Here is a 24,953-nt window from a genome sequence, read left to right as displayed (position 1 = left end):
CGCAATGCGCCCACCGCACCGTGCAGGGGCGGGGTGCGCCGTGGTGGTGCGTCAAGTGCGATCAAGTGCGCCAAGTGCGATCAAGTGCGCCAAGTGCGCCAGGAACGCTGGGTGCGTCAGGCGCGAGGCAGTCCCTGCGCGCGGCTGCGCCAGGCTTCGGGCGCGCAGCCGAATTGCGCAGCGAACCAGCGCGTGAAGGCGCTGTGGCTGGCATAGCCGAGCATGGACGCGATCTGGCCCACGCTGTAGTGGGGATGGTCCAGGTAGCGCAGGGCCAGGTCGTGGCGCACTTCGGTCAGCAGCTCGCTGAAGCTCAGGCCCTCGCGGTCCAGTTCGCGCTGCAGCGTGCGCAGGCTGCGCCCCATGCCCTGCGCCACGCCTGCGCAGGTGGCGTTACCCGAGGGCAGCAGCAGGTAGATGACCCTGCGCGCCTGGTGCCCCACGGAGGCGGCACGGTGGGCCGGCATGGCCTCCACCAGCCGCAGCGCATAGCGCGCCAGCGCGGGGTCGGCCAGCGGGTTGGGCTCATCCAGGTCGGCGGCGCGGCAGGCGATGCCGTTGAACTCGGCGCCGAACGTGATGCGGCAGCGGAACATGCGGCGGTGCTCGGACAGGTCGGCCGGTGGCGCGTGGCTGAAGCTGACGCCTTGTGGCCGCCAGCGCTCGCGCAGCAATGCCTCGCACATGCGCCACAGCACGCCCATGGCCAGTTCCACGGACTGGCGCATGGCGCCGTGCAGGACGAAGTCCTCGCGCAGGATGACGATGCCCCCTGCATCCTCCAGGTGGATCAGCAGCGATTCGTTGACCAGGTGCATGTGCGCGACCAGCGTGTCCAGCGCATGGCGCAGCGTGGGCTGGTGCAGCAGCAGCAGGCTCACGGCGCCGAAGCTCGACAGCTGGCGGTGCCGGGCCATGCGCAGGCCCAGGGACTCGCAGCCCGTGGACTGGGCCGCGTCTTCCAGCAGGCGCGCGACGATGGCCACGTCGATCAGCTGGTCCTGCTCGCGCAGCAGCGCGGGCCGCAGGCCGGCCTGGCGCAGGGCCTTGTCGGGGTCGCCGCCCAGTTCGCGCATGACGTCCGAAAAATGGGTCAAGGCCGCCGCGCGCACCATGGTGACCATGCTTGCCCTCCTGTCAGTCCGTGGCCTGGTGGCACGAAATGCAAAGAGGATGGCATGGCTTGCATAGTCCGCGGAACCGGGTTTTCCTACATTGCAGAGACCGGCCCCACGCCGGGCGGACCGTGCCGCCACGGGCCTTCACAACAATGACAGGAGACAGGCATGCGCATAGAGCCCATGACATGCGCCATCGGCGCCGAATTGCTCGGCGTTCGGCTGGCCGACGCGGTGCGCGACGACGCGCTTTTCTCGGAGATCCGGGCGGCGCTGCTGCGCCACAAGGTGCTGTTCCTGCGCGACCAGGGCCTGGCGCGTGCCGAGCACGTGGCCTTTGCGCGGCGCTTCGGTGAGCTGGAGGACCATCCTGTGGCCGGCAGCGATCCCGAGCATCCGGGCCTGGTGCGCATCTACAGGACGCCCGAGCAGCCCAACGACCGCTACGAGAATTCCTGGCACTGCGACGCCACCTGGCGCGAGGCGCCGCCCATGGGCTGCGTGCTGCACTGCGTGGAATGCCCGCCCGTGGGCGGCGACACCCTGTGGGCCAACATGGCGCTGGCCTACGAACGCCTGCCGGACGCCGTCAAGGCGCTGATCGCGCCGCTGCGCGCGCGCCACAGCATCGAATGCACGTTCGGTGCGGCCATGCCCATCGAAAGGCGGCTGACGCTCAAGGCCCAGTACCCCGATGCCGAGCATCCCGTGGTCCGCACCCATCCCGAGACCGGCGAGAAGGTGCTGTTCGTGAACGGCTTCACCACGCATTTCACCAATTTCCATACGCCCGCCAATGTGCGCGTGGGCCAGGACTTCACGCAGGGCGCCTCCGGCCTGCTGCAGTACCTGATCGGCCAGGCTGCCATTCCCGAGTACCAGGTGCGCTGGCGCTGGCGGGCGGGCAGCGTGGCGATCTGGGACAACCGCGCCACCCAGCACTACGCGGCCATGGACTACCCGCCCAGCCACCGGAAGATGGAGCGCGCGGGCATCGTCGGCACGCCGACCTTCTGAAACACGATCACGACACAAGGAGACATGCCATGAACTTTCTCGACGGCCACCTGTTCCCCGAAAACCAGCAGCCCCTGATCATCACGGCCGCGCCCTATGCGCCCTCGTGGCTGCCCTCGGACTTTCCCGGCGAGATCGCCGTGACCATGGACGAGCAGATCCAGAAGGCCGTGGACTGCTACAACGCCGGCGCCACCGTGCTGCACCTGCATGTGCGCGAGCTGGATGGCAAAGGCAGCAAGCGTTTGTCGAAGTTCAACGAGCTGATCGCCGGCGTGCGTGCGCGCGTTCCCGAGATGATCATCCAGGTGGGCGGATCGATCAGCTTTGCTCCCGAGACGGACGGCGCGGCCGCCAAGTGGCTGTCCGACGACACGCGCCACATGCTGGCCGAGCTGGAGCCCGTGCCCGACCAGGTCACGGTGACCATCAATACCTCGCAGATGAATTTCCTGGAGCAGTTCGATGCGCGCGACATACGCGGCACCTCCATGGAGGACCCGGCCGTCTTCAATGCCTACAGGGAGATGACCGTGCCCGCCCAGCCCGGCTGGGCCGAGGAGCACATCCGGCGCCTGTCGGCCGCCGGCATCCAGAGCGCCTTCCAGTGCTACAACATCAACAGCTTCGAGTCCGTGGAGCGGCTTATGCGCCGCGGCATCTACAAGGGCCCGCTGGTGATGAACTGGGTGGCGATTGGCGGCGGCATGGACGCGCCCAGCATCTACAGCCTGGCCAACTTCGTGCGCGCCGTGCCCGACGGCGCCGTGCTCACCGTGGAAAGCTCGGTGCTCAATGTGCTGCCCGTGAACATGATGGGCATTGCCATGGGCCTGCATGTGCGCTGCGGCACCGAGGACAACCTCTGGAACCAGCGCCGCACGGCCAAGATGGGCACGGTGGCGCAGATCGAGCAGCTGGTGCGCATCGCAGGCGAGTTCGGCCGCCCCATCGCCACGGCGCAGCAGGCGCGGGAGATCTGCCGGATCGGCCAGTTCTACGGCACCGTGGAAGAGACGCTGGCGGCCAACGGCTTCGCGCCCAACCGCAACGGCGCCCAGCAGGGGTTTCTGCGCAAGGCCGCCTGAACCGGGAGCCCACGATGCAACGCATGCCCCCCTGGACTGCCATCGCCCTGGCCGCCTCGCTGCTGGCCGGTGGCGCCCACGCCTTCGGCGACAAGCCGGTCCGGCTCATCGTGCCGGCGCCGCCCGGCGGCACCATCGATGTGTTCGCGCGCATCATCAGCGACCAATTGGCGCAGGAGATACGCCAGCCCGTCATCGTCGAGAACCGGCCCGGCGCCGGTGGCGCCATCGCCGTCAAGCACATGCTGTCCCAGCCGGCCGACGGCGGCACGCTGCTGGTGACGGTGACCAACATCCTCACCGAGGTACCCCATGTGCTCAAGGTCGGCTTCGACCCCATGAAGGACGTGCGGCCCGTGGCGCAGATGGCGCGCTCGGTGATGCTGTTCATCGCCTCGCCGCAGTTTCCCGCGCGCGACGGGGCCGAGGCCATCGCCTACGTGAAGGCCCACCCGGGCACGCTGTCGTTCGCCTCGTACAGCCAGGGCACGGCCTCGCAGTACGCAGGCGCCATCCTCAACAGAAGGGCCCACCTGGACATGGAGCATGTGGCCTTCCCGGGCTCGGCGCCCGCGCTGGCCCAGGTCATGGGCAACCAGATCCCGCTCATGTTCGACGGATCGGTCACCTCCAAGCCGCTGATCGCGGGCGGCAAGGTCAGGCTGCTGGCCGTGGCCTACAAGAGCCGGCTGCCCGACTACCCGCAGGTGCCCACGCTGGCCGAGCTGGGCTATCCCGAGGTGGATTTCAGCAACTGGAGCGGCGTGTTCGCCTCGGCGCAGACGCCGCGCCCGCTGCTGGAGAAGATCCACGGCGCGCTGGCCCGGGTCAACGCCCGCAAGGCCGTGCGCGAACGCTATGCGGGCACGGGCTTCGAGCCCGTCGAAGGCGATCGCTCGCTGGAGCAGATGTCCACCGACCTGCGCGCCGAGTTCGAGCGCAATGCCGAGATCGTCCGGAACTTCGACATCCGGCTCAACTGATGCAGGGCGCCCCACCCAGGCGCTACACAAGGAGACTCCATGGCAAAGGCCATACGCTTTCATACCACCGGCGGCCCCGAGGTGCTCAGGCTGGAGCATGCCGAGGCCGGCGCGCCCGGACCCGGCCAGGCGCGCGTGCGCCACAGCTTCATCGCCGTCAATTTCATCGACATCTATTTCCGCACGGGCCGCTATCCGCTGGCCCTGCCCAACGGCCTGGGCTCGGACGCCGTGGGCGTGGTCGAGGCCGTGGGGGAGGGCGTGACCGAAGTGCGGCCCGGCGACCGCGTGGGCTACCTGATGGGCCCGCAGGGCGCCTACAGCGATGTGCGCGTGATGCCGGCCGAGGTGCTGATCCCGCTGCCCGACGGCATCAGCGACCGCACGGCGGCCACGCTGATGATGAAGGGCATGACGGCGCAGTACCTGTTCCGCCAGGTCCATCCGCTGCAGGGTGGCGAAACCATCCTCTACCACGCGGCGGCCGGTGGCGTGGGGCTGATCGCCTGCCAGTGGGCGCGTGCCCTGGGCGTGACCATGATCGGCACGGTGAGCACCGACGAGAAGGCCGCCGCCGCGCGCGCCAACGGCTGCGCCCACGTCATCGTGACCTCGCGCGAGAACACCGTCGCTCGCGTGATGGAGATCACGGGCGGCAAGGGCGTGCCCGTGGTCTATGACTCGGTGGGCAAGGACACGCTCATGGATTCGCTGGACTGCCTGCAGCCGCGCGGCCGGCTGGTCAGCAACGGCACCTCGTCGGGCTCGGTGGTGGTGGATTCCCAGCTGCTGGCCTCCAAGGGATCGATCTGGATGACGCGGCCCGCGATGGTGCACTACATCCAGCCGCGCGCCCACATGCTGGAGATGGCGCGCGAGCTGTTCGACCATGTGCTGGCCGGGCGCATCGCCAGCGAGCCCCAGCAAAGCTTTGCGCTCGCCGATGCGGCCCAGGCGCACCGGGCGCTGGAGTCGCGCCGCACCACGGGCGCGACGGTGCTGATTCCCTGAAATGGACCTGCCGTGCAGACCCCTGCGCTCCATGCCTTCGGCACCGTGGCCGCAGGCCGCAGGCCCGTCACTTGCGGCCTTATCCGCAGTGCCAGCCTGCATGGCTATGCCGACCTGGTGAAAAGCCTGGGCCATGATCCCGCCGTCCTTGTGCGCGCGGCGGGACTGTCGGCGCGCCTGCTCGACGACCCGGAAACGCTGATTCCCATCCATGCCGTGCGCGAGCTGCTGGAGGTGGCCGCGCGCACCACGGGCACGCAGGATTTCGCGCTGCGCCTGGCGGCGCGGCGCAGCCTGTCCCACCTGGGCCCCATCAGCCTTGTGCTGCAGCAAGAGCCCACGCCGCGCCAGGCGCTGGACACGCTGTGCCGCTACCTCAAGCTGCTGAGTGCGGGCATGTTCGTACGCATCGAGGACGCGGGCTCCGGGGTGCTGGTGCGCCAGGACCTGGTGCCCATCGCGGGCATGGCCATGCGCCAGTCCATGGAGCTGGCGGTGGGCGTGATGTTTCGCGTGCTGCGCGAGCTGATCGGCGCCCAGTGGCGCCCGCAGCAGGTCAGCTTCGTACACCGCGCACCGGCCGATGCATCGGCCCACCGTGCCTTCTTCGGCGTGACCCCTTTGTTTGACCAGCCTTTCAACGGCATGGTCTGCCGCCTGGCGGATCTGCAACTGCTGCGCGAATGCGGCCAGGGGCAGGGCTCGGGCGTTGCGCGCTTTGCGCGAAGCCATCTGGAGCAGGCGCTGCGCAGCCGGGGCGAAGGCATGCAGGCGGCCTGCAGGGAGCTGATCATTGCACTGCTGCCGGGCGGCCGCTGTACGGCCCAGCAGGTGGCACGCCAGCTGGGAATGGACCGCCGCACGCTGCACCGCCGCCTGCTTGCGGAGGGGCAGACTTTCTCGTCACTGCTCGACACCCTCCGCAGGGAACTGGTGCTGCGCCATCTGCAAGACGGTAGCCAGCCCCTGGGCGAGGTGGCAGGCCTGCTGGGGTTTGCCGCGCCCAGCGGCTTTTGCCACTGGTTCCGGGCCGCTTTCGGCGCCAGCGTCTCGGACTGGCGCAGGCGGGGGCAGGGACGGATTGGCGAGGCCTAGTGCGTCAGGCGGTCTTGCGCAGAAATCCCTGGTTGCCGCCGTTGCGGTTGGGCGCGAAGCCGTTGGCCGCCAATGTCTCTTCGGCGGTGTCGTAGAACACGCCAATCTTGCTGATGGCGCGCGCCTGTTGCGCCGTGGCGATGGGGCGGCCGAACTCGCGCGCGATGCGCACCAGTTGTTCGATCTGGGAGACGGTGCTGGCCTTGGCGCTGCGCGACTGGTTCCACAGGCAGTCCTCGGTGCCGCAGCGCACGTGCAGGCCCATGGCGATGCCCATCATGTTCACGGGAAGCACGTTGCGCACATTGCTTTCCACGGTGAGCACGGCGCCGTCGGGCACGGCGCGCACGAAATTGGCCAGGCTGTAGATGCTGGGCGCGTCCATGCCGCCGCCAATCGCCACCCAGTTCATCACCAGCGGGCCCTTGTAGATGCCGCGGCGCATGAGCCGCTCCACGGACTCGAAGCTGTTGATGTTGTAGCACTGGAAGGCGCTCTGGATGCCGGCGGCCGACAGGCGCCGGATGTGCTCCTCGGCCCAGCCGGGCTGGGCGGGCACGGTCATCTCCTTGTAGGCGTCGAAGATGGCGGGCTTCTCGCGCGAGGTGCCCCTGAAGTCCGCGTCCTCGGCCTGCTCCGTCACGTTCATCTGCGAGGTATTGACGGTCACCGTGACCTGGTCGGGCACGGGCTCCAGCTCGGCCAGCATGTGGCGCGTGTCGTCGGACAGCCACTTGGCGGCCGCGCCTTCGGTCTCCGGCGCGAAGCTGATGGAGCCGCCCACCTGGATGATCATCTCGGGCACGCGCGCACGCACGCCGGCGATCAGCTCGTTGAACTTCGACAAACGCTTGCTGCCTTTGCCGTCCAGCTCGCGCACATGCAGGTGCAGCACGGTGGCGCCGGCGTTGTAGCAGTCCACGGCCTTCTGGATCTGCTCTTGCATGGTCACGGGAATGTCTTCGGGGAAATCGCCGGGCAGCCAGCCCGGCGCATAGGGGGCCGCCGTGATGATCAGGGGCTGCTGGTTTTCGGGGAACAGGTGGCCATCGAGAAAATTCATGGGACGCTCCGGTGGGTGGGGGTGAGGGTTGGGTGTGGAAAGAGTCTGTGCAGGGCCTCAGCGCGGGATGTCGCCGACGATGCCCGCGCGCTCCATGCGGCGGGGCGCCGGGTAGTAGTCGTTGAGCGCGTAGTGCTGGGTGCTGCGGTTGTCCCAGACGGCCACGTCGCCGGGCTTCCAGGACCAGCGCACCTGGTATTCGGGAATCGTGGCGCGGCTGATCAGGTAGTTCATCAGCAGCGCGGCGCCGGGCGCCTTGTCTATGCCGTGGCGCACGTTCTCGGGCGTGCTGTAGTTGACGAAGTGGGTGCTGAAGCCCGCGCCCACGAACAGCAGCTTCTCGCCGGTCTCAGGGTGGGTGCGCACCACGGGATGCTCCACGGGCGGGTGCTCGCTGGCCAGCCGCGCGCGCGCCTCGGGCGCCATCACGGCGCCGAAGGTGTGCTCTATGCCGGCCTTGGCGCGCAGGCCGTCGATGCTGCGCTTGATGCTCTCGGGCAGCTCCTCGTAGGCCTTGACCATGTTGACCCAGATGGTGTCGCCGCCGATCGGCGGGCACTCTATGCAGCGCAGCACCGCGCCCATGGCCGGGTTGGGGCGCCACAGGCCATCGCAGTGCCAGGTGTTTTCGTAGCTGTGCGGATCGTCGCTGCGGTAGATGCGCACCAGGCCAGGGTGCTCGGGATCGCTGCCTGCCACGGGATGGTCCTCCAGTAGGCCGAAGCGGCTGGCAAAGGCCACATGTTCGGCGCGCGTGATGTCCTGGTCCCGGAAGAACAGCACGCGATGGGTCAGCAGCGCGGCGCGGATGTCCGCGAACAGTGCGGCGTCGCGTGCGGCATCGCCGAGATGGACGCCGGAGATTTCGGCGCCGATGGCGGGGGTGATCTGTCGGATCTGCATGGTCGGTGTTTCCCTGGAAGTCAGTTCGCGGTGATCTGGTATTTCTTCACGATGCCGGCGTTGCGCTCGGACATCTGGCGTGTCTCGCGCTGCAGCGCGGCGGTGTCGGTGAGCACCTCGGGCTCCAGCCCCACGTCGGAGAGCTTTTGCTGCACGGCCGGCGCGCTGGCCGCTTTCCCGATGGCGGCGCGCAGGCGTTCCATGGTTTCGGGCGGCAGGCGGGCCGGCGCGATCAGGCCCACCCAGCCGCGAAACTGCAGCTCGGGGTAGCCGAGTTCGGCGGTGGTCGGCACCTGGGGCAGGTGGCGCGAACGCCGGGGGCCGGAGAACGCGTAGGCACGCAGCTTGCTGGCCCTGATCAGGGGCACCGAGGTCAGCATGCCGTCGAACATGACGTCCACCTGGCCGCCCAGCAGGGCCTGCACGGCCGGCGGCGAGCCCGCGTAGCCCACGTGCTGCAGGTCCAGGCCCGCCTTGTCGCTGAGGATCAGGCCGGCGTAGTGCGACACGGTGCCGGGGCTGTAGCTGGCAAAGCTGGTCTGGCCTTTGCGTGCCTTGAGCTGCGCGAGCAGCTCCTGCAAGTCCTGGGCGGGCTGGCTGGCCGCGGCCACCAGCACCACGCCCGAGCGGGCCAGCGAGGCCAGGGGCACCAGGTCCTTGAGCGGATCGAAGGGCATCTTGATCACATGGGGGATCTCGGCCAGCAGATTGCTTGCGCCCACCAGCAGCGTCTGCCCATCGGCGGGCGCCTGCAGCAGGGTCTGCATGCCCAGCAGGCCGCCCGCGCCCGGGCGGTTGTCTATCACCACGGCCTGGCCTGTTTCAGACGCGAGCTGCTGGCCCACGACGCGCGCCACGATGTCCATGGTGCCGCCCGGCGGTGCGGGCACGATGAGCCTGAGCGGCTGGCGGCTCCAGGCCGTGCCGCCGATGGCGATGGCGATGGTGATGGCGCAGCCCGCGAGCAGCGTGGTGATGGCGTGGGGCAGTCTCATATCCGTGTCTCCTTGTTCCGTGTTCTGGCATCCAGTATCGAAATCCCGCTTTCCCGGGACTTGCCATTGGGGGACAGGCATTTGCCTTGTTGGGACAAATCCATGGCAACCCTGACCATGGCAACCCGCGCATGTCGTGAATTGCAAAGCCGTTGGCATGAACTGCCAAGAAGCGGCGCGATGGCGTTCCTAGAGTCGATTCGTGGCGCAGGACCGCGCCAGCCCCACGACGAACAGGAGACCCCCATGCCCCGACTTCACCCCCATCCCTGCGGCCTGCACGCGCTGGGCCTGCTGTGTCTGACAGGCGCGGCCGCCGCCCAGTCGCCCACCTCGGTCACGCTGTTCGGCGTGATGGACGCCGGCATCAGCCGCTACAGCGTGCGCAGCGAATCCTGGGACGCGGGCCCCGCGCGCTCGGCGCGGCAAAGCACCTGGGCGCTATCGCCCTCGGGCAACCTGGCCAGCCGCATCGGCATACGCGCCAGCGAGGACCTGGGCGGCGGCCTCATGGCCGGCCTGTGGCTGGAGGCGCCGGTGGCCAATGACACGGGCGGCGGCGCGCTCAACTTCGGGCGGCGCGCCACCATCAGCCTGTCCGGGCGCCTGGGCGAGCTGCGCATGGGTCGCGACCACACGCCTTCGTTTCTGAACGACTGGGCCTTCGACCCCTTCACCGTCAACGGCGTGGGTACCAACCTGATCGCCGTGGTCAACAGCAACCTGGCCATCGCCCGCGCGCTGGCCACGGGCGGCCTGCTGGGCGGCGGGCTGTCTGCGGGCACGGACACCTATCTGCGCGCAGGCAATTCCATCGGCTATTTCCTGCCGCCGGGCCTGGGCGGCGTCTACGGGCAGGCCATGTACGCCTTTGCCGAGAACAGCTCGAAGCGGGGGCGCTACGCGGGTGCCCGCATCGGCTGGGCCATGGGGGCGGCCGATGTGGCGCTGGGCTATGGCGAGAACACCCTGGGCACCTCGGGCGCCGGCGCGGAAAAGATCCGTTCGCTGAACCTGGGCGGCTCCTATGACTTCGGCCCGGTCAAGCTGTTTGGCGAATGGTCCGGCGTGCGCAACGAGCGGCGCGACGCCGGCACGCTGGCCGCGATCAACGACCGCTACCTGGGCGTGCTGGCCGGCGTGAATATCCCCGTGGGCCAGGGGGCGCTGCGCGCCTCCTATGCACGTGTGCAGTTCAGGAATGGCCAGGGCCTGGCCGACGGCGATTCCTCGGTGAACAAGCTCGCCCTGGGCTATGTGCACCCGCTGTCCAAACGCACGGCGCTGTACGCCACGGTGTCGCGCATCAGCGTGAGCAACGGGCGCAACAACCCGGGTGTGATGGGCGTGACGCCGCTGGTGGTCAGCAATCCGGCCATCCTGCCCCAGCCCGGCTACCTGACCACGGGCGGCATGCAGCCGGCCGGCGCGCTCGGGCTGGACCTGGGCCTGCGGCTGATGTTCTGAACGGCCGTGCCAATAGCCGTGCCAATAGCCGTGGCGCCCGGGTGCCCATCTTCGCCTGCGCTAATCTGCGCGGCATGAATGGATCTTCTGCATGGACCCTGGGTTGGCGCACCCTGTGGCGCGACCTGCGCGCGGGCGAGTTGCGCCTGTTGATCGTCGCCGTGATGCTGGCCGTGGCCGCGCTCAGTTCGGTGGGCTTTTTTGCCGACCGGCTGCAGGCGGGGCTGCAGCGCGATGCGCGCCAGCTGCTGGGCGGCGACGTGGTCGTGGTCGGCGACAACCCCACGGCGCCGGCCTTTGCCGAGCGCGCACGCGCCGAAGGGCTGCAGGCCCTGGAGACATCCAGCTTCCCGACCATGGCGCGCGCCAGCGACACGCAAGGCGGCATGAGCCGCCTGGTGGCGCTCAAGAGCGTGCCCGAAGGCTATCCGCTGCGCGGCAGCCTGCGCGTGGCCGATGCCCCCGGCGCGGCCGACCGGGCCACGCGCGAGATACCGGCGCGGGGCGAGGCCTGGGTCGATGCGCCGCTGCTGGAGTCGCTGGGCATAGGCGTGGGGGACATGCTGCTGCTGGGCGACGCCCAACTGCGCGTGGCGCGCATCATCTCCATCGAGCCCGACCGGGGCGCAGGCTTCATGAACTTTGCGCCGCGCGTGATGATCACCTCCGCCGACCTTGCCGCCACAGGCCTGGTGCAGCCGGCCAGCCGCATCACCTACCGCCTGGCCGTGGCCGGCGCGGGTGATGGCTCCGAGCCGGCCGTGCAGCGCTACCGCGTCTGGGCCGAGCAGCAGGCCAAGGCGCCCGGCGTGCATGGCGTGCGCGTGGAGTCGCTGGACAGCGGCCGCCCCGAGATGCGCCAGACGCTGGACCGCGCCGAGAAATTCCTGAGCCTGGTCGCCCTGCTGGCGGCGCTGCTGTCGGCCGTGGCCGTGGCCCTGGCTGCGCGCGGCTTTGCCAACAGCCACCTCGACGCCTCGGCCATGCTGCGCGTGCTCGGCCAGAGCCAACGGCGCATTGCAGGGGCCTATACGGTGGAGTTCGTGCTGGTCGGTCTGGCCTCCAGCGCCGCTGGCGTGCTGCTGGGCTGGGCCATCCACCATGTGTTCGTGCTGCTGCTGGCCGGGCTGGTGGAAACCGCCTTGCCCGCACCAGGCCTGTGGCCTGCGGTCTTCGGCGTGGGCATGGGGCTGACCCTGCTGCTGGCCTTTGGCCTGCCGCCCGTGCTGCAGCTGGCGCGCGTGCCGCCGCTGCGCGTCATGCGCCGCGACCTGGGCGCGCTCAAGCCTGCCTCGGTGGTGGTGCTGGCCGTGGGCGTGGCCGGCTTTGCGGCCTTGCTGCTGGCGGCCAGCCGCGACATCAAGCTGGGCTTGATCGCCGTGGGCGGCTTTGCCGTGGCCGTGCTGCTGTTCGCGGCCCTGGGCTGGCTGGCCGTGCAGGTGCTGCGCCGCCTGGTGCACGAGAGCACGGCGCCGCGCTGGCTGGTGCTGGCCACGCGCCAGATCGCCGCGCGCCCCGCCTATGCCGTGGTGCAGATCAGCAGCCTGGCCGTGGGGCTGCTGGCGCTCATGCTGCTGGTGCTGCTGCGCACCGACCTCATCGGCAGCTGGCGCCAGGCCACGCCGGCCAATGCGCCCAACCGCTTCGTCATCAACGTGCAGCCCGAGCAGGCCGACGGTTTCCGCGCGGCGCTGGACAAGGCCGGCGTCACCTCCTATGACTGGTTCCCCATGATCCGGGGGCGTCTGGTCACCGTCAACGGCAAGCCGGTCAGCCCCGACGACTTCAGCGAAGACCGCGCCAAGCGCCTGGTGGACCGGGAGTTCAACCTCTCCACCACGGCGCAGGCGCCCGCACACAACCTGATCACGGCGGGCACCTGGACGCCTGGCGCCAAGGGCGAGATCAGCGTGGAGGACGGCATTGCCGAGACCCTGGGCCTCAAGCTCGGCGACACGCTGGGCTTCGACGTGGGCGGCGTGCCCAGCGAGGCGCGCATCACCAGCCTGCGCAAGGTGGACTGGGGATCGATGCGTGCCAACTTCTTCGTCATCTATCCCGTGGACCACCTGGACGACGTGGCCGTCAGCTACCTGGCCGCCTACCGCGCGCCCGACGTGGCGGGCTTCGACAACGCCCTGGTGCGCGAGTTTCCCAACATCACCAACGTGGACCTGAGCACCACGCTGGCCCAGGTGCAGCGCGTGCTGGACCAGGTGATACGCGCGGTGGAATTCCTCTTCGGCTTCACCCTGGCCGCCGGCCTGGTCGTACTCTTCGCCGCCGTCACCGCCACGCGCGAGGAGCGCGCCCGCGAGTACGCCATCATGCGCGCCGTCGGTGCCCAGGCCCGGCTGCTGGCGCAGGTGCAGCGCGCCGAGCTGGCTGGCGTTGGCCTGCTGGCGGGTTTCCTGGCCAGCTGCGCGGCGGGGGCCGTGGGCTGGGCCCTGGCGCGCTGGGTGTTCGAGTTCAACTGGACCGTGCCCTGGTGGGCTCCGCTGGCGGGGGCTGTTGCCGGGGCCTTGCTGGCCTGGATGGCGGGGTGGTGGGCGTTGCGGGAGGTGTTGAGGAGGCCTGTGATGGATACGTTGAGGCAGGTGGCTGAGTAGTTTGGGTCCAGGTCCGGGCCTGGTTTTTGACCCTGCCGGGTGGTTGTTTTTCGAGGCCGGGTTTCGGCCCGGCAGCCGACCCGCTTTCTTGTCGCGCGACAAGAAAGCGGGGCAAAGAAGCGCGCCCCAAACTGCCCACGACCCTTCGCTTCGCTGCGGGCGACCTGCGTTGGGCGGGATGCGGGGTGTGCCGCAGAACTCGCTTTGCGCTTCGCGCGCCGCTCAAACAACTGCGGCAAGTCAGATGACGAAGCAAGCCTGTCCTTCGGCAGGCTTGCCACCCCGCATCGCGCCCAACGCAGGCGTGGGCAGAGGGGGGAAGGCTGGGGGACGGGCCATCGCTTCGCTCGGCCTGGGATTTTTGGGGCTGGATCATGAGCCAGCTGTCCAATCTCTCGGCGCCGTTCATCTTCCGGCCCATTGCCACCATGCTGATGACCATCGGCCTGGCGCTGGCGGGGGCAGTGTCGTATTTCCTGCTGCCGGTGGCGCCGCTGCCGCAGGTGGACTATCCGACGATTTCGGTGTCGGCCAGCCTGCCGGGTGCAAGCCCCGACACCATGGCTGCCACGGTGGCGACGCCGCTGGAGCGGGCGCTGGGGGCGATTGCGGGGGTCAATGAGATCACGTCCAGCTCCAGCCTGGGCAGTACACGCATCACGCTGCAGTTCGATCTGTCGCGCACGGTGGACAGCGCGGCGCGAGATGTGCAGGCCGCCATCAATGCGGCGCGCACGCTGCTGCCTTCGGGCATGCCGGGCAATCCCACGTATCGCAAGGTGAATCCGGCCGATGCGCCGATCATGATCCTGGCGCTGACGTCCAGCGCGCTGACGCGCGGGCAGATGTATGACGCGGCGTCCACCGTGCTGGCGCAGAAGCTCTCGCAGGTGGAGGGCGTGGGCCAGGCGTCCATCAGCGGGGGGGCGCTGCCGGCCGTGCGCGTGGAGCTGGACCCGGTGAAGCTGGCGGCCAATGGCGTGTCGCTGGACCAGGTGCGTACCGCCATTTCGGCCACGAATGCCAACCGGCCGCTGGGCGCGGTGGAGCGCGAGGACCATTATTGGCAGGTGACCGCCAATGACCAGGCGCGCGTGGCGGCCGACTATGCGCCGCTGGTGCTGCGCTGGAGCAATGGCAATGCGATCCGGCTGCAGGACGTGGCCGATGTCACGGATTCGGTGCAGGACATCCGCAACTACGGCGTGGCCAATGGCAAGCCCGCCATCCTGCTGCAGATCTTCAAGCAGCCCGACGCCAACATCCTGGAGGCCGTGCAGCGCGTGCGCGCGCTGCTACCGCAGCTCAAGGCGTCCATCCCCGAGGCCATCGATCTGACCATCGTGTCCGACCGCACGCCCACGCTGCGTGCCTCCGTGGTGGAGGTGGAGCGGGCGCTGGTGATCGCCGTGGCGCTGGTGATCCTGGTGGTGTTCCTGTTCCTGCGCAATGGCCGGGCCACGCTGATTCCGGCCGTGGCCGTGCCGGTGTCGCTGGCGGGCACGTTCGGCGTGATGTACCTGGCCGGCTATACGCTGGACAACCTGTCGTTGATGGCGCTGACCGTGGCCACGGGCTTTGTGGTGGACGATGCCATCGTGGTGCTGGAGAACGTGATGCGCCACATGGAGCGCGGCAAGACCGCGCTGCGCGCGGCGCTGGACGGGGCGCGCGAGATCGGGTTCACCGTGGTGTCCATGAGCCTGTCGCTGATCGCGGTGTTCGTGCCCATCCTGTTCATGGGCGGCATCGTGGGGCGGTTCTTCCGCGAGTTCGCGGTGGTGATGTCGGCGGCCATTCTGATCTCGATGGTGGTGTCGCTGACCACCACGCCCATGATGTGCGCGGCGCTGCTGCGCCCGCAGCGTGTCGCTCAGCCGGGCCGGCCGCGCAACGGCCTGCAGCGCGCCTGGGACCGCTTCGGCGCCTGGGTGGGCCGGGCCGAGCGGCGTGCCATGTCCGGCTATCGCGCAAGCCTGGCCTGGTGCCTGCGCCACCAGCCGCTGGTGCTGCTGGTGCTGGCCGGCGTGGTGGCGCTGAACGTGCACCTGTACATGGCCATCGACAAGGGTTTCATGCCCAGCCAGGACACGGGCCGCGTGATGGGCTTCATCCGGGCCGATCAGTCCACCTCCTACCAGGCCATGGAGCAGCGGCTCAAGCGCTTCCTGTCCATCGTGCAGGAAGACCCGGCCGTGGAGTACGTGACGGGCTTCACGGGCGGCGGCCAGCGCAATGCGGCCAACATGTTCATGTCGCTCAAGCCGCTGGCCGAGCGCAAGGTATCGTCCGACGAGGTGATCAACCGCCTGCGCGACAAGCTCAAGAACGAGCCCGGTGCGCGGCTGTTCATGGTCACGCAAAGCGATATCCGCATCGGCGGGCGGCAAAGCTCGGGCTCGTATGACTACACGCTGCAGGCCGACGACATCCAGGACCTGCGCACCTGGGAGCCGCGCATCCGCCAGGTGCTGTCGCAGCTGCCCCAGCTCACGGACGTCAACAGCGATGTGTCCGACTTCGGCCTGCAGACCTCGCTGGTGATCGACCGCGACGCGGCCACGCGCCTGGGGCTGACGGTGTCGCAGATCGACGGCACGCTCAACAACGCCTTCGGCCAGCGCCAGGTGGGCGTGATCTACAACCCGCTCAACCAGTACCGCGTGGTGATGGAGGCCGCGCCCCGCTACCTGCAAAGCCCCGAGACGCTGCGCGGCTTCTTCTTCGTGAACAGCCAGGGCGTGCAGGTGCCGCTGACCTCGTTTGCGCGCATCACCACCACCAACACGCCGCTGGCCGTGAACCATGACCGGGGCACGCCGGCCAGCACCATCAGCTTCAGCCTGGCCGAGGGCGTGGCGCTGTCGGACGCCAGTGATGCCATCCGCGCGGCCGTGGCCGATCTGGGCGTGCCCGTGTCGGTGCGCGGCAGCTTCAGCGGCACGGCCGGGGCCTTCCAGCAGGCGCTGTCGGGGCAGCCGCTGCTGATCCTGGCGGCCATCATCACCATCTACCTGGTGCTGGGCGTGCTCTATGAAAGCCTGGTGCATCCGCTGACCATCCTGTCCACGCTGCCCTCGGCCGGCGTGGGCGCGCTGATGGCGCTGATGCTGTTCAAGACGGAGTTCTCGCTGATCGCGCTGATCGGGGTGATTTTGCTGATCGGCATCGTCAAGAAGAACGCCATCATGATGATCGACTTCGCGCTGGAGCGGCAGCGCGCCGGCCATGCCACGGCTGCCCAGGCCATCTACCGTGCCTGCGAGCTGCGGCTGCGCCCCATCCTCATGACCAGCCTGGCGGCCATCTGCGGCGCGCTGCCGCTGGCCCTGGGCCGGGGCGATGGCGCCGAGCTGCGCCAGCCGCTGGGCATTGCCATCGTGGGCGGCCTGATGCTGAGCCAGCTGCTCACGCTCTACACCACGCCCGTGGTCTATGTGCTGCTGGACAGGCTGCGCCAGCGTGTCATGGGCCTGCGTGGCCGCGTGCAGGGCAAGGACCGTGGCACCCCTGTGCCCGCCGCATCACCCCAGTGAACCGAATTCGAAAGCCCAAGCTGATGCAGTTCAAGACACTTCACTCCCCGGCGATCTGGCTGGCCGCCGCGCTGCTGGCCGGCTGCTCCACGCAGAGCGCCTACCAGCGCCCCGCACTCGAGGTGCCGGCCCAGTTCAAGGAAGCCACGCCCGAGGCGGCCGAGGCCGGCATCTGGCGGCCCGCAGATCCGTCGCGCGCGCAAGTGCCCGACAACTGGTGGGAGCTGTTCGGCGACGAGCAGCTCAACCGCCTGCAGCAGCAGGCCGCCACCGGCAACCAGAGCATTGCCCAGGCCGCCGCGCGCCTGCGTGCCGCGCAGGCGGCCGTGGCCAGCAGCCAGGCCGGGCTGTTCCCCACGCTGGGCAGCACGGCCGGCGCCACGCGCTCGCGCAGCGGCGGGGCCTCCGGTGCATCGGGTGCATCAGGCACGGGCGGCAACACCGGCAGTAGCGGCAACATCTCGACCAACTACTCGCTGGGCCTGAACGCCAGCTGGGAGCTGGACCTGTGGGGCCGCGTGTCGGGCACGGTCAGCGCCAGCCAGGCCAGCGCCCAGGCCAGCAGCGACGACCTGGCCGCCGCGCGCCTGTCGGCCCAGGCATCGATCACGCAGACCTATTTCTCGCTGCGCGCGGCCGATGCCAGCGTGCGGCTGCTGCAGGAAACGCTGCAGAGCTACGAGCAAAGCCTCAAGCTCACCAACAACCGCTACCGCGCGGGCGTGGCCTCGTCGGCCGACGTGGCCCAGGCCGAGGCGCAGTACAAAAGCACCCAGGCCCAGCTCATCGAGGCACAGACCAGCCGCGCCCAGCTGGAGCACGCCCTGGCCGCGCTGCTGGGCCTGCCGCCGGCCGCCTTCAGCCTGGAGGCCGGCGCCGAGCTGCCGCCGCCGCCAGAGGTGCCCGCCATACTGTCGTCCCAACTGCTGGAGCAGCGCCCCGACATTGCTGCGGCCGAACGCCGCGTGGCCGCCGCCAACGCCCAGGTGGGCGTGGCGCGCGCGGCCTTCTTCCCGGCGCTCACGCTGTCGGCCACGGCGGGCTACCGGGGTGCATCGCTGTCCAACCTGGTGAGTGCGCCCAATCTGTTCTGGTCGCTGGGCCCGTCGCTGGCGCTGGCGCTGTTCGACGGCGGCGCGCGCACGGCGGCCGTGGAGTCGGCGCGTGCCTCGCTGGACCTGGCCGCCGCCACCTACCGCCAGACCGTGCTGACGGCGTTGCAGGAGGTGGAGGACAACCTGGTCACCGCATCCGCCCTGGCGCGCGAGCAGCAGGTGCAGATCGAGGCCGTGGCCGCCGCGCAGAAGGCGCTGGATGTCGTCAACAACCAGTACCGCGCGGGCACGGTGGCCTATCTGAATGTGCTCAGCGCCCAGACCACGGTGCTGTCGGCCCGGCGCAGCCTGATCGATGTGCGCAACCGGCGGCTGGCCGCCGTCAACACCTTGCTCAAGAACGTGGCCGGGCGCTGGGAGCCGCTGGGGCCGGTGTCCGCGCAGGGGCCGCAGGCTGTCGCGCGCTGATGTTCAGTCCTGCAGCTCGAAGGCCTGGCGCAATGCTTCGCCGAAGGCCGCGCTGCCGCTGATCGACAGGTTCACCGTGGTGCGGCCATCCCCCGCCGCCACGGATTGCAGGCGCACCGTGGCTGCGTCAAAGCGCCAGGCCAGCGGCTGGCCGCCGTCGTCCTGGGCCTGCAGCTCGTAGTCCCAGTCGCCCCCTTCCTCGATGGGGCCGCGCCGGCCCTTGAAGCGGCGGTGCGCCCAGGCCAGCAATTGCTCCACCTCGGCTGCCAGCGCCGGCACGCGCGCGGCGGGCACGCTGGCCATGGCGTCCCAGCAGCCCGTGCCTTCGTCGTCTTCGCTGTAGTCGAAATCCAGGTAGTCGAGGGTCATGGTGGGGTCCGCCTGCGTGATGGGAAAAGGGAAAGCCCGGCATTGTGCCGCGTGCACAATTGCCCGCATCGCAGAACCGGAAAGACATTCAGATGGACACCGCACAGCAATCGATGGCGCCGCCGATGGTGAGCGCGCAGGCCCTGCGCTTCGGGCAGCCGGGCCTGCTGCTGTGGGATGGCGCCTCGCACGACTGGCCCGTGGGCCTGTGCCTGGTGCGCGGCGGCGAGGGCTGCGGCAAGACCAGCCTGCTGCAAATGCTGGCCGGCCAGTTGCCCTTGCAGGGCGGGCGCCTGGCGTATCCGCAGCAGCCGGACCCGTCGCAGCGCCCCGCGCTGTTCTGGCGCGACCCGCGCGCCGAGCTGTCCAATGCCGAGCGTGCCCGGCCCGCGCAGGAATGGGTGCATGCACAGCGGCAATTGCATCCGGCGTGGAGCGAGGCGGCATGGCAGGCCCATGCCGATGGCCTGGGCCTGGAGCTCCACCTGCACAAGCCCCTGCTGGCCCTGTCCACGGGCAGCCTGCGCAAGCTGTGGATGGCGGCAGGCTGGGCCAGCGGCGTGCCGCTGCTGCTGATCGACGAGCCGCTGGCCGCGCTGGACCGGGGATCGATGGACCATGTGCAGCGCACGCTGGCGGGGCTGAACCGGGCTGGCCAGCAATCTGCGCCCGTGGCCGGGCACGGGCCGCGCTGCGTGATCGTCGCCCACTGGGACGAGATGCAGGGCGTGGCCTGGGACGACGTGCTGGACCTGCCCGATCAGCCGCCGCTGCGCTGACCGGAGCCGGCGTCTACATCGCCACCTACATCGCCACCTACATCGCCTTGAACCGCTGCGCGTAGAGGCGGCTGACGGCCAGTTTTTCCGCTCGCTCGCGCAGCTGCAGCCACAGCCGGCCGGCCTCGTCGCGCTGGGCATTGGCAATGGCGGCTGCGCGCACCACCGTGCCGCGGTGCACCTGCCAGAAATCCTCGGCGTCCAGCCGGGGCAGCAGTTCCTTGAGCGGCGTGCGCACCAGGTATTCATGCGAGGCCGTGAGCACGCGCACGTACTTGTCGGCGGCCTCGAAGTAGACGACGTCGTGCACGGGCACCATCTGGATCTGCGTGCCCACGCCGGCCTGGATCATTTGCAGCGGCGGCTCGGTAGCGGTGGCGGCGGGGGCCGTGGCACCGGCCAGATGCCGCAATTGCTCCAGCGCCTGCGCCAGCGCAGCGCCGGCCGGGGCCGCCGTGCGCTGGGCCAGCAGCTCGCGCAGGCGCTGCACGCTGCGCGCCAGCCGCTCGGGCTGCACGGGCTTGAGCAGGTAGTCCACGGCCTGGGCCTCGAAGGCGTCCATGGCGTACTGGTCGTAGGCGGTCACGAAGACGAGGATGGGAAACGGCTGCGCCTCTGGCCAGGCGTCGGCCAGTTCGGCAGCGGCCTCCAGGCCGCTCTGGCCCGGCATGCGGATGTCGAAGAACAGCACATCGGGCTGCAGCGCCAGCGCCTGCCGGGCGGCACTCAGGCCGTCGCCCACCATGGCGGCAATCTGCAGCTCGGGCCAGGCGCGGGCCAGGGCCTGGCGCAGGTCCTCGGCCAGCAGGGGTTCGTCTTCGGCGATCAGGGCGCGGGGGGAGGAGGTCATTTCAGTCTTCTATTTCACTTGCGCATTGCCGACAGCGTATGAAACTGGCGCGGCCCAACTCAGGGACACCGAGGAAGGGCAGCCCCGCATCGAGGGTGTCGTTCCCCTCCCGCGAAGCGAGAGAGGGCGCCGTGCACACGGGGGAAGGCGCGAAGCGACTCAGGGGGTGCATTTGAGGGTGATGCGGGCTAGCGTGCCGCCTTCGGGCAGGGCGGCCAGTTCGAAGTGTGCGGCGTCGCCATAGCGGCTGGCCAGGCGCTCGCGCAGCTGGGCCGTGCCGAAGCGGCTGCCGGGCAGGGCGGGCGCACCGGAATCCAGGCCCATGCCGTTGTCGGCCACGGTCAGCTCCAGCTGGCCACCGGCGGTGCGGTGCGCGCGCACGGCGATATGCCCGCCTTCCAGCTTGGGCTCCAGTCCGTGGCGTATGCAGTTTTCCACCAGGGGCTGCAGCAGCAGCGGCGGCACGGGTACCTGGGCCAGGTCCTCGGGCAGGTCCAGCGTGTACTGCAGGCGCGGGCCCATGCGGATGGACATCAGCGCCAGGTAGTCGCGCAGGCGTGCGAACTCTTCGCCCAGCGCATGCTCGGTGCTGCGCGAGCCGCCCAGCGTGGCGCGCAGGTAGGCGATCAGATGGTCCAGCATGGCCTGGGCGCGCTGCGGGTCGCTGGCCACCAGCACGCGCAGGTTGGCCAGGGTGTTGAACAGCATGTGCGGCTCCAGCTGGGCCTGCAGCAGGGTGAGTTTGGCCTCGGCCGCCTGGCGTCGGGCCTGCTCGGCCTGCATCTGCAGGTGGCGCGAGTAGCCCAGCAGGAAGAAGGCCAGCGACATCACCGTGCTGGCGACGATGGTGACGGCCAGCGGTATCCACAGCCGGTGCATCAGGGCCGTGCTGGCGTCGGGATCGGCCCACTTCCTGTACGCCGTGCCGATCAGCGACCCGATCACGAACCCCGTCACGATGCCAGCCACCACCAGCGCGGCGCCGCGCCAGCCGCCGGGCCAGGGAATGTCCTGGCCCCGCGTCAGGCGCCAGCGGCCCAGTTCGATGGTGAGCCAGCTGGTCAGGCCGATCGACAGCGAGTAGATGAGGTTCACGTCCCAGCGGCCGTGGTTGCTCAGGCTGAATGCGGCGGCAATCAGGGCGCAGGCCGAGGTCGTTGCGATGCCGTGGCGCAGCAGCGTGGTCCGTTCCACGATGTGGCCCTGTGCGGCCCGCTGGGATGGGGCGTTGGATGCGAGGTCGGGCATGGAGAGCAATGGTAGTCCCATGGCGTCGTTCAGCGGGCGCGGTCCTGGCGTGACTGCAGCGCCTGCCGCTCACGCTCCACCATGCGCCCGTGCCAGCCGTTGCCCGGCAGGGCCAGCCAGACCACGGCCCCGTGGATGGCCAGCCCCAGGCCCCAGCCCAGGGCCGGGAAGATGGCCCAGTGCCTGCCCTGGGACAGCGACAGCGCCGCCAGCCCGAGGTTGACCAGCACATAGACGCTGGCGTGGATCATCCAGCCCATCTTGGCGCCTGCGCGGCGGCGCGCCATGCGCTCCAGGGCATCGTCGTCGTGGCGGGCAGAGGGATCGAGGGGATCAAGGGGATCGAGGGTGCGCATGGGAAGTTCTCCGTCAGGGGGAAGGAAAGCGGCGTCAGGCCAGGCCCAGCTGCTGCCACAGCAGGTCGCCCAGATAGCGGCCGGGCAGCAGGGTGAACAGGCCCGCCACGACGCAGGCGCCGATGTAGACGCTGCGCATGATCTTGCGGTGGCCGGCGATGTTGCCGTGGTACAGGTGCCAGAACGAGCGGCCCAGGCCGGCAAAGGTCAGCGGCACCAGCAGGTGGACGGGCGTGTAGCCGGCCCAGTTGGGCAGGCGGTAGTCGCGGATGAAGCAGGCGGACACCGCCGCGCAGACCATGAGCGTGACGAAGGCGTAACCGGCCGCGCGGTGCAGGCGGGGATGGACGGCGGCCCGCCGGCGCGCCAGCAGGGCGATGGCACCCGTGGCCGTGGCGGCGAGGGCGGCACTCATGTGGATGGCGATCAGCGGTGTCATTTGCATGGCGGTGTCCTGGCGTACGGCCCGGTTCTGCGGGCCTGTATGGGACAGGACTGTCGCTGCCGGACGCGGGCCGGGCCAGCGCCATGCGACGGACGGGCGCCAGCAGGGTGCCAGATGCATCGGGGCGCCGCGAGCTGCAGGGATCTCCGTGGTCGTTGGAAGATTGCGGCTATGGGGAGTGCGCACAAACTATTGCGAAGGGCCTTTGAATTCAATCACTTGGAGGATTGCTTCGATGCAACAGATTGAGAAAATTCATAGCAGCGCCCTAACGTGGTTGGTAAGCTAACGGATTCTGTAAATCATTCTCAGTATCATCCTCATGCCCTCCATCCGCCCGATTTCCCTGGCCGTTCTCTGCCTGTGCAGCCAGCAGGCCCTGATTGCCCAGACCCGGGGCGGCGACCCCGTGCTGGAGGCCGTGACGGTGGAGGCCAGTGCCGACGCATCGGCCCAGGGCCTGTCCAAGCCCTTCGCAGGCGGCCAGGTGGCCACGGGCGCGCGCAACGGCGTGCTGGGCACGCTGGACTGGAAGAATTCCTCCTTCTCCACCACCAGCTACACGCAGCAGCTGATCGAAGACACCCAGTCCAAGAGCGTGGGCGACGTGCTGCTCAACGACCCGGGCGTGCGCCAGGCGCGCGGCTTCGGCAACTTCCAGGAGCTGTATGTGCTGCGCGGCTTCCCGGTGTACTCGGACGACATCGCCTACAACGGCCTGTACGGCCTGCTGCCGCGCCAGTACATTGCCTCGGAGTTCTTCGAGCGCGTGGAGGTGCTGCGCGGCGCCAATGCCTTCCTCAATGGCGGGGCACCAGGCGGCAGCGGCATTGGCGGCACCATCAGCCTGCTGCCCAAGCGCGCCGGCAATGATGCGCTGACGCGCGTGGGCGCCGGCATCCAGACGGGCGGCCAGGCCTTTGTCTCCACCGACATCTCGCGCCGCTTCGGCCCTGACCAGAGCACCGGCATCCGCCTGAACGCCGTGCGCCGCGACGGCGGCACGGGCGTGGATGGCGAAGACCGCTCGCTCACCGCCCTGGGCGTGGGCCTGGACTGGCGCAGCCGCAACGTGCGCCTGTCGGGCGACGTGGGCTACCAGCGCAACAGCTACAACGGCGGCCGCCCCAGCGTGACGCCGGGCAACTTCATCCCGGCCGTGCCCGACAACAAGACCAACTACGGCCAGAACTGGTCGTACTCCACCGAGCGCGACCTGTTCGCCACGCTGCGCGCCGAATGGGACATCAACGACACCACCACGGCCTGGGCCGCAGGCGGCCTGCGCCGCGGCAAGGAAGACAACTCCCTGAGCGGCGTGACCGTGAGCAATGCGGCCGGCGACACCACGGGCACGCGCTTCGACAACAAGCGCAAGGACAGCGTGGGCACGGGCGAGGTCGGCATCCGCACGCGCCTGGCCACGGGCAGCGTGGGCCATGAGCTGGTGGCCACGGCCAGCACCTACTCGGCCACCGAGCGCAATGCCTGGGGCATGGGCTTTGGCGTGGTCAACAACATCTACAACCCCTGGAGCAGCGCGCGCCCCGCCATGACGCTGTTCGGCGGCAACCTGGCCGACCCCACGCGCGTGGGCGAAACCCGGCTCAACAGCTTCGCCATCGGCGACACGCTGACGATGCTGGACGAGCGCCTGCGCCTGACCGTGGGCGTGCGCCGCCAGAGCATCGAGCAAAGCAGCTACGACTACAACACGGGCGCGCAGACCGACAACTACAAGAAGTCCGCCACCACGCCCATGCTGGGCCTGGTGTTTAAGACCAGCGAGAACACCTCGGTCTACGCCAACTACATCGAAGGCCTGACCAAGGGCGCCGTGGCGCCGCAGACGGCCAACGACCTGCCCGTGTCCAACGGTGGCCAGGTGTTCGCGCCCTACAAGTCGCGCCAGAAGGAAATCGGCTTCAAGTGGCAGGGCCAGCAGCTGGGCGCCACGGTGGCGCTGTACACCACGGACATGCCTTCGGCCTATGTGGCCAACCAGGTCTTCGGCCAGTACGGCAAGCAGCGCAACAGCGGCCTGGAGGCCACGGTCTTCGGCGAACCCGTCAAGGGCCTGCGCGTGCTGGGCGGCGTGACCTTCAGCGAGGCCAAGATCCGCGAGGCCGCCGATGCGGCCACCATCGGCAACTACGCCATCGGCGTGCCCAAGCGCCTGCTCAACCTGGGTGTGGACTGGGATGTGCCCGGCGTCTCGGGCCTGGCCCTCAATGCGCGCGTGATGCACACCTCCAGCCAGTACGCCAACGGCGCCAACACGCTGAAGGTGGCCTCGTGGACGCGCACCGACATCGGCGCGCGTTATCTCATGGACATCGGCAACAACCGCCTGCTGACCCTGCGCGCGCGCATCGACAACCTGTTCGACAAGGGCTACTGGTCGTCCGTGGGCGGCTACCCGGGCGCCAACTATTTGGTGCAGTCCATGCCGCGCACCTTCTCGCTGAGCGCATCGGTGGATTTCTGAGCCGGAGCGA

The 24,953-nt window shown here is 69.4% G+C and carries 20 protein-coding genes; 11 read left to right on the top strand and 9 right to left on the bottom strand.

Annotation, left to right across the window (positions count from 1 at the left end):
• Positions 1-116: 116 nt before the first annotated feature.
• Positions 117-1,124 (bottom strand): AraC family transcriptional regulator, encoded by a 1,008-nt coding sequence (locus tag JHD82_RS02055; RefSeq protein WP_199135273.1) that lies wholly within the window; start codon positions 1,122-1,124, stop codon positions 117-119.
• A 162-nt stretch (positions 1,125-1,286) separates the two neighbouring features.
• Between JHD82_RS02055 and JHD82_RS02050 the strand changes: the two genes are divergently transcribed.
• From JHD82_RS02050 to JHD82_RS02030, 5 genes are read left to right on the top strand one after another with little or no spacing between them, the layout of a single operon-like run.
• On the top strand, positions 1,287-2,135 hold the full coding sequence (locus JHD82_RS02050; RefSeq protein WP_199135272.1) for a TauD/TfdA family dioxygenase: 849 nt from the start codon (positions 1,287-1,289) through the stop codon (positions 2,133-2,135).
• Positions 2,136-2,164: 29 nt separating this feature from the next.
• The gene (locus JHD82_RS02045; RefSeq protein WP_034390966.1) at positions 2,165-3,223 is read left to right on the top strand and encodes a 3-keto-5-aminohexanoate cleavage protein; all 1,059 of its coding nucleotides are present in this window, start codon (positions 2,165-2,167) and stop codon (positions 3,221-3,223) included.
• Positions 3,224-3,237: 14 nt separating this feature from the next.
• Positions 3,238-4,206, top strand: a complete 969-nt coding sequence (locus JHD82_RS02040; RefSeq protein WP_199135271.1) for a tripartite tricarboxylate transporter substrate binding protein — start codon at positions 3,238-3,240, stop codon at positions 4,204-4,206.
• 39 nt (positions 4,207-4,245) lie between these two features.
• Positions 4,246-5,217 carry a quinone oxidoreductase gene (locus tag JHD82_RS02035; RefSeq protein ID WP_046988272.1) on the top strand — a complete coding sequence of 324 codons (972 nt, stop codon included), beginning with the start codon at positions 4,246-4,248 and terminating at the stop codon, positions 5,215-5,217.
• A gap of 12 nt (positions 5,218-5,229) precedes the next feature.
• Complete coding sequence (locus tag JHD82_RS02030) at positions 5,230-6,312, top strand: AraC family transcriptional regulator (protein ID WP_065346929.1); 1,083 nt, start codon at positions 5,230-5,232, stop codon at positions 6,310-6,312.
• A gap of 4 nt (positions 6,313-6,316) precedes the next feature.
• On the opposite strand, the gene JHD82_RS02025 is transcribed toward JHD82_RS02030, so the two are convergent.
• From JHD82_RS02025 to JHD82_RS02015, 3 genes are read right to left on the bottom strand one after another with little or no spacing between them, the layout of a single operon-like run.
• Positions 6,317-7,375 carry a 3-keto-5-aminohexanoate cleavage protein gene (locus tag JHD82_RS02025; protein ID WP_065346930.1) on the bottom strand — a complete coding sequence of 353 codons (1,059 nt, stop codon included), beginning with the start codon at positions 7,373-7,375 and terminating at the stop codon, positions 6,317-6,319.
• A gap of 57 nt (positions 7,376-7,432) precedes the next feature.
• A complete protein-coding gene (locus JHD82_RS02020; protein ID WP_065346931.1) occupies positions 7,433-8,278 on the bottom strand; it encodes a TauD/TfdA family dioxygenase in 846 nt (281 codons plus the stop codon).
• Between the two features lie 20 nt (positions 8,279-8,298).
• Positions 8,299-9,273: a tripartite tricarboxylate transporter substrate binding protein gene (locus JHD82_RS02015; RefSeq protein ID WP_199135270.1), complete on the bottom strand. Its 975-nt coding sequence runs from the start codon at positions 9,271-9,273 to the stop codon at positions 8,299-8,301.
• A gap of 246 nt (positions 9,274-9,519) precedes the next feature.
• Between JHD82_RS02015 and JHD82_RS02010 the strand changes: the two genes are divergently transcribed.
• The 4 genes from JHD82_RS02010 to JHD82_RS01995 all read left to right on the top strand — a co-directional run bounded on the left by JHD82_RS02010 (position 9,520) and on the right by JHD82_RS01995 (position 18,408).
• Complete coding sequence (locus tag JHD82_RS02010; RefSeq protein WP_199135269.1) at positions 9,520-10,740, top strand: porin; 1,221 nt, start codon at positions 9,520-9,522, stop codon at positions 10,738-10,740.
• A gap of 74 nt (positions 10,741-10,814) precedes the next feature.
• Positions 10,815-13,349, top strand: a complete 2,535-nt coding sequence (locus JHD82_RS02005; RefSeq protein ID WP_123692677.1) for an ABC transporter permease — start codon at positions 10,815-10,817, stop codon at positions 13,347-13,349.
• Between the two features lie 374 nt (positions 13,350-13,723).
• Positions 13,724-16,885, top strand: a complete 3,162-nt coding sequence (locus tag JHD82_RS02000) for a multidrug efflux RND transporter permease subunit (protein WP_199135268.1) — start codon at positions 13,724-13,726, stop codon at positions 16,883-16,885.
• A gap of 23 nt (positions 16,886-16,908) precedes the next feature.
• Positions 16,909-18,408 carry an efflux transporter outer membrane subunit gene (locus tag JHD82_RS01995; RefSeq protein ID WP_199135301.1) on the top strand — a complete coding sequence of 500 codons (1,500 nt, stop codon included), beginning with the start codon at positions 16,909-16,911 and terminating at the stop codon, positions 18,406-18,408.
• Positions 18,409-18,411: 3 nt separating this feature from the next.
• On the opposite strand, the gene JHD82_RS01990 is transcribed toward JHD82_RS01995, so the two are convergent.
• The gene (locus JHD82_RS01990; RefSeq protein ID WP_192368785.1) at positions 18,412-18,777 is read right to left on the bottom strand and encodes a hypothetical protein; all 366 of its coding nucleotides are present in this window, start codon (positions 18,775-18,777) and stop codon (positions 18,412-18,414) included.
• A 92-nt stretch (positions 18,778-18,869) separates the two neighbouring features.
• On the opposite strand from JHD82_RS01990, the gene JHD82_RS01985 reads away from it, so the two are divergent.
• On the top strand, positions 18,870-19,556 hold the full coding sequence (locus tag JHD82_RS01985; RefSeq protein WP_233174584.1) for an ATP-binding cassette domain-containing protein: 687 nt from the start codon (positions 18,870-18,872) through the stop codon (positions 19,554-19,556).
• Positions 19,557-19,593: 37 nt separating this feature from the next.
• Here JHD82_RS01985 and JHD82_RS01980 read toward each other — a convergent pair whose 3' ends face one another.
• The 4 genes from JHD82_RS01980 to JHD82_RS01965 form a co-directional block, all read right to left on the bottom strand.
• Positions 19,594-20,406, bottom strand: coding sequence for a LytTR family DNA-binding domain-containing protein (locus JHD82_RS01980; protein WP_199135266.1), 813 nt, complete (start codon positions 20,404-20,406; stop codon positions 19,594-19,596).
• A 159-nt stretch (positions 20,407-20,565) separates the two neighbouring features.
• A complete protein-coding gene (locus JHD82_RS01975; protein WP_199135265.1) occupies positions 20,566-21,654 on the bottom strand; it encodes a sensor histidine kinase in 1,089 nt (362 codons plus the stop codon).
• A gap of 29 nt (positions 21,655-21,683) precedes the next feature.
• Positions 21,684-22,010: a 2TM domain-containing protein gene (locus JHD82_RS01970; RefSeq protein WP_199135264.1), complete on the bottom strand. Its 327-nt coding sequence runs from the start codon at positions 22,008-22,010 to the stop codon at positions 21,684-21,686.
• A 34-nt stretch (positions 22,011-22,044) separates the two neighbouring features.
• A complete protein-coding gene (locus JHD82_RS01965; RefSeq protein WP_199135263.1) occupies positions 22,045-22,455 on the bottom strand; it encodes a DUF2306 domain-containing protein in 411 nt (136 codons plus the stop codon).
• Between the two features lie 322 nt (positions 22,456-22,777).
• Between JHD82_RS01965 and JHD82_RS01960 the strand changes: the two genes are divergently transcribed.
• Positions 22,778-24,943, top strand: a complete 2,166-nt coding sequence (locus tag JHD82_RS01960) for a TonB-dependent siderophore receptor (protein ID WP_199135262.1) — start codon at positions 22,778-22,780, stop codon at positions 24,941-24,943.
• Positions 24,944-24,953 lie beyond the last annotated feature (10 nt).

The organism is Delftia sp. ASV31 (assembly GCF_016428765.1).
GTDB lineage: Bacteria > Pseudomonadota > Gammaproteobacteria > Burkholderiales > Burkholderiaceae_C > Comamonas > Comamonas acidovorans.
The sequence above is the reverse complement of the archived record's forward strand: the minus strand, read 5'-3'. Positions and strand labels throughout refer to the sequence as shown.